At 75.9% G+C, this 2952-nt stretch carries 5 protein-coding genes; 1 reads left to right on the top strand and 4 read right to left on the bottom strand.

Annotated elements, in window-relative coordinates:
* Positions 1–1254, bottom strand: a 1254-nt coding sequence (locus tag PLP61_RS16135) for an amidohydrolase (protein ID WP_324503785.1), incomplete at its 3' end; no start/stop codon positions are given.
* Complete coding sequence (locus PLP61_RS16130; protein ID WP_324503784.1) at positions 1251–1700, bottom strand: globin domain-containing protein; 450 nt, start codon at positions 1698–1700, stop codon at positions 1251–1253. The genes PLP61_RS16130 and PLP61_RS16135, both read right to left, overlap by 4 nt.
* Before the next feature lie 104 nt (positions 1701–1804).
* On the opposite strand from PLP61_RS16130, the gene PLP61_RS16125 reads away from it, so the two are divergent.
* Entirely contained in the window at positions 1805–2200 is a 396-nt protein-coding gene (locus tag PLP61_RS16125) for a VOC family protein (RefSeq protein ID WP_324503783.1), read from the top strand.
* Between the two features lie 30 nt (positions 2201–2230).
* Here PLP61_RS16125 and PLP61_RS16120 read toward each other — a convergent pair whose 3' ends face one another.
* Together PLP61_RS16120 and PLP61_RS16115 are read right to left on the bottom strand one after the other, a co-directional pair.
* The gene (locus tag PLP61_RS16120) at positions 2231–2620 is read right to left on the bottom strand and encodes a DUF3054 domain-containing protein (RefSeq protein WP_324503782.1); all 390 of its coding nucleotides are present in this window, start codon (positions 2618–2620) and stop codon (positions 2231–2233) included.
* Positions 2617–2952 (bottom strand): thioredoxin family protein (locus PLP61_RS16115; protein ID WP_324503781.1); only part of this gene is annotated, 336 nt, incomplete at its 5' end. The genes PLP61_RS16115 and PLP61_RS16120, both read right to left, overlap by 4 nt.

Genomic DNA, 2952 nt, shown 5'->3' with positions numbered 1-2952 from the left:
CATCGCCAGCCAGGGGTCGAGCCGGGCCACCGGGGCGTCGGACCCCAGCGCCAGCCGCACCCCGGCCCGCCACAGCGTGGCCAGCACGAAGCAGCGCTCGGCCCGGTCCGGCCAGTACCGCTGGGTGACGTCGCGGTCGTCGAGGAGGTGCGCGGGCTGCACGCTCGCGGTGACGCCCAGTGCGGCCATCCGGGAGGGGTCGCCGGGACCGAGCAGCTGCGCGTGCTCGATGCTGCCGCGGGCCCCGCTGGCGGCGTACGCGTCCAGCGCCGCGCTGACGGCGGCGTCCCCGATCGCGTGCACCGCCGTCGACAGGCCGTGCGTGTGGGCGCGGCGCAGCACCTCGACGAGCTCGTCGGTCGGCACGTTGAGCTTCCCCCGCGGCAGGTCGAGATCGGCGGCGTCGCGGTAGGGCTCGTGGCAGTACGCCGTCCGGGTGTTCAGCGACCCGTCCGAGATGATCTTCAGCGGCCCCATCGTGACCAGGCCCTCGCCTCCCGGCAGCGGCTGCCCGGTGCGCAGGCCGGCGGCGAGCACCGCCTCGAGCGTGTCGAGGTACGTCGCGGGCCGGGCCCGCAGCGACCTGACGCCGCGGGAGACGCGCTCGGGCCACTCGACGTACCCGCGGCCGAACTCCATGTCGGTGACGCCGACGACACCCCTGGCGGCGGCGTCGGCCACCGCGGCGGCGTACGCCTGCTCGTCGGCGGCCCGGTCCATCGGCAGGTCGGAGAGCCGGGCGAGCACCGGGAACCAGTCGTTCTCGTCGAGCGCGCCCTGCCTCGCCGGCACCCCGAGCAGCGCCAGGGCGGCCGAGCTGAGCCATCCGTTGTGCGCGTCGCCGCTGATCAGCACGACCGGGCGGGGGCCGGCGACCGCGTCCAGCTCGGCCACCGTCGGCTGCCGGTCCCACGGCCCGGAGCGGTAGCCGAACCCGACGAGGACCGGCTCCTCCGGCTGCCCCGCGAGCCGCGCGGCGACTCGTGCGACCACCTCGGCGGGGCTCGCGGTGCCGGACACGTCGAGGCGGAGCCGCGTCCGCGCCCACTGGGCCAGGTGCACGTGGTGGTCCCACAGGCCGGGGGCCAGCCACCGGCCGTCGGCCTCCAGCGCGGGGTGCCCGGAGTCGTCGAGCTCGGGGGCGACCGCGACCACCACCCCGTCGCGGACCAGCACGTCCACGGGCCCGGCGTGGGCCGCCGGCCGGCCCACCGGCACCAGCCGGGCGCGGCGGACCAGCAGGGAGCCGGTCACCGCTGCAGGCCGTCCCAGGACCAGTGCGGCAGCACCAGACCGTCCGGGACGTCGTCGGCGGACTCCTCGTAGCGCGCCAGGGTCGTGGTGGTGGTCCACGCGAAGTAGTCGTGCAACGCCTGCCGCAGCACGTCGTCGGCGTCCAGCCCGCAGTCGACGAGGGCCTGGTCGAAGCAGGCGATCGCCAGCCGGTCCAGCTCGGGGTGCGACCCGTTGCCGCTGTGCAGCCGCACGACCGTGGACTCGTCCCCGTGGGCCGAGGTGTAGGCGGGTGGGCCGCCGAGGGCCTCGGCCCAGTACGCCGCCAGCCGGTCGGTGTGCTCGGGGTGGAAGCCGTGGCTGAACGGGTGCCGGGTCGTCTCGCCGGCCATCATCCGCTCATGCCAGGCATGTGCGAGGCGACGCAGCCCGTCCTGGCCGCCGGCGGCGTCGTACAGCGTGCGCATCCTGGCACCTTGCCAGCCGGGCCGACGCCCGGCAACGTGGGGGGCCACGGGCAGCCCGCGCCGCCGACGGACCCGGGCCGCCGACGAACCGACGGGAGAACACCATGTCGCGCGTCATCCACTTCGAGATCCACGCCGAGGACGTCCCGCGGGCCGTCGAGTTCTACCGGGCGGTGTTCGGCTGGGAGTTCCAGGACTGGGGGGAGTTCGCCGGGATGCCGTACTTCGGCGCGATCACCGGCGCCGACGACCAGCCCGGCATCAACGGCGCCGTCATGCAGCGGCAGGGACCCAACCCGGCCCCGGGCGCCACGGTCGCGGGGGCGGTCCTGACGATGGGCACCGGCGACTTCGACGCCACGGCCGCGAAGATCCTCGAGGCGGGCGGCACGGTGGCGCTGCCCAAGCACGCCCTGACCGGGATGGCCTGGCAGGGCTACTTCCTGGACACCGAGGGCAACGTCTTCGGCGTCCACCAGCCCGATCCCGACGCCAGGTAACGCTGCCCGCTCGTTGCCCGGCGACAGCGGTCAGCGGAGCGAGGCGCTCGTCGACCCGTGCCGGCCACGGTCCGTCAGCCGCCCGGCCAGGTGGGCCGCCAGCCGGGCTCCCACGAGCAGGAGGGACAGCACCACCAGCGCCACGACCACGAACGCCGGCGCGGTGCCCTGGTCGGCGACCCGGCGCAGCAGCATCCCGGCCACCACGGTCACCACCGCCACGACGGCGCCGGCCACCACCCCGCCCGGTGGACGGCGGAGCACGGCCAGCAGCGCGTGCCCGAGCAGCGCCCCCACCAGGAACGGCCACGCGGTCTGCCACCACCCGGCCGGCGTGAGGGACTCGGCGTGGCTGAGCCGGCCCACGACGGCGAAGACCGAGACGAGCAGGAGGTCGACGCCGACCCAGCGCCCGGTCACTCGCGCCACTTGATCGAGCAGCCCATGCTGGGCCGGTGCGGCTCGGGCACGGGCTCGCCGGCAAGGACCCGGCGGGCCGCGTCGTCGAGCAGCTCCCCGGTGACCGGTACGCCGTTGCCGGGGGTCGAGCCGTCCATGGCCCCTCGGTAGGCCAGCCGGCCGGCCGCGTCGTAGAGGAAGAAGTCCGGCGTGCAGGCCGCCGCGAAGGCCCGGCCCACCTCCTGGCTCTCGTCGACCAGGTAAGGGAAGGTCCAGCCGGCCCGCTCGGCCTGCTCGGCGAGCCGGGCGGGCCGGTCCTCGGGGTAGGCCTCGGCGTCGTTGCTGCAGATGCC

Source organism: Nocardioides sp., from assembly GCF_035429765.1.
GTDB lineage: Bacteria > Actinomycetota > Actinomycetes > Propionibacteriales > Nocardioidaceae > Nocardioides.
The sequence above is the reverse complement of the archived record's forward strand: the minus strand, read 5'-3'. Positions and strand labels throughout refer to the sequence as shown.